Here is a 1,192-nt window from a genome sequence, read left to right as displayed (position 1 = left end):
CCAAGGCAGCCCTGGTCTATGGCCAGATGAATGAGCCGCCAGGTGCCCGTTCCCGTGTCGCGCTGACCGGTCTGACCCAGGCCGAGTATTTCCGCGACGAAGAAGGCCAGGACGTGCTGTTCTTCGTGGATAACATCTTCCGTTTCACGCAGGCCGGTTCCGAAGTGTCCGCACTTCTCGGTCGTATCCCGTCGGCGGTGGGCTATCAGCCGACCCTGGCGACCGACATGGGTATGCTGCAGGAACGTATTACCACGACCAAGAAGGGCTCGATTACGTCCGTGCAGGCCATTTACGTGCCGGCCGATGACTTGACCGATCCGGCGCCTGCCACGTCCTTCTCGCACCTTGACGCGACCACGGTTCTCAGCCGTCAGATTGCCGAGCTCGGCATCTACCCGGCCGTTGATCCGCTCGACTCCACGTCCCGGATGCTTGATCCGCGGATCATCGGTGACGAGCATTACCAGATCGCCCGTTCGGTGCAGGAAGTGCTGCAGACCTACAAGTCCCTGCAGGACATCATCGCCATTCTCGGCATGGACGAGCTGTCGGAAGAAGATCGCCAGACCGTGGCTCGCGCCCGGAAGATCCAGCGTTTCCTCTCCCAGCCGTTCCACGTTGCCGAGGTCTTCACCGGTTCTCCGGGCAAGCTGGTTTCCCTCGAAGACACCATCAAGGGCTTCAAGGGCATCCTCGCCGGCGAGTACGACGATCTTCCGGAAGCTGCCTTCTACATGGTCGGCACCATCGAGGAAGCCGTCGAGAAGGCCAAAAAGATGGCGGCGGAAGCGGCTTAATTCAGGCTGCCTAACGGAGTGGAGCCATAAACATGGCCGAGACGACACAGTTCGAGCTGGTATCGCCGGAAAAGCTTCTCTACTCGGAAGCGGCCGAAATGGTCGTCGTGCCGGGTACGGAAGGGTATTTCGGTGTGCTGCCGCGCCACGCGCCGATGATCTCGACCCTCGAGCCCGGTGTGATCGACATTCATCAGAACGGCTCCGTCGCCGAGCGGATTTTCGTCGCCGGCGGTTTCGCCGAAGTGACGGAGACCCGCTGTACGGTGCTGGCTGAAGAGGCACAGGTGCTGAAAGATGTGGACACAGCCAAGGTCGACTCTGACATTTCCGATCTGCGTGACGATCTGAAGGACGCAAAGTCCGATCTTGAGCGTGAGCGGATTGAGCGC

The 1,192-nt window shown here is 60.6% G+C and carries 2 protein-coding genes; both read left to right on the top strand.

Annotated elements, in window-relative coordinates; genetic code table 11:
• On the top strand, positions 1-800 hold an 800-nt coding region (gene atpD, locus IG629_RS12300; RefSeq protein WP_193172241.1), incomplete at its 5' end, for a F0F1 ATP synthase subunit beta.
• A 32-nt stretch (positions 801-832) separates the two neighbouring features.
• On the top strand, positions 833-1,192 hold a 360-nt coding region (locus tag IG629_RS12295), incomplete at its 3' end, for a F0F1 ATP synthase subunit epsilon (RefSeq protein WP_193172240.1).

The sequence above is a fragment of the Nisaea nitritireducens genome (genome assembly GCF_014904795.1).
Taxonomy (GTDB): Bacteria; Pseudomonadota; Alphaproteobacteria; order Thalassobaculales; family Thalassobaculaceae; genus Nisaea; species Nisaea nitritireducens.
Note: the sequence above shows the minus strand (reverse complement) of the source record. Positions and strands in the feature narration are given on the sequence as shown.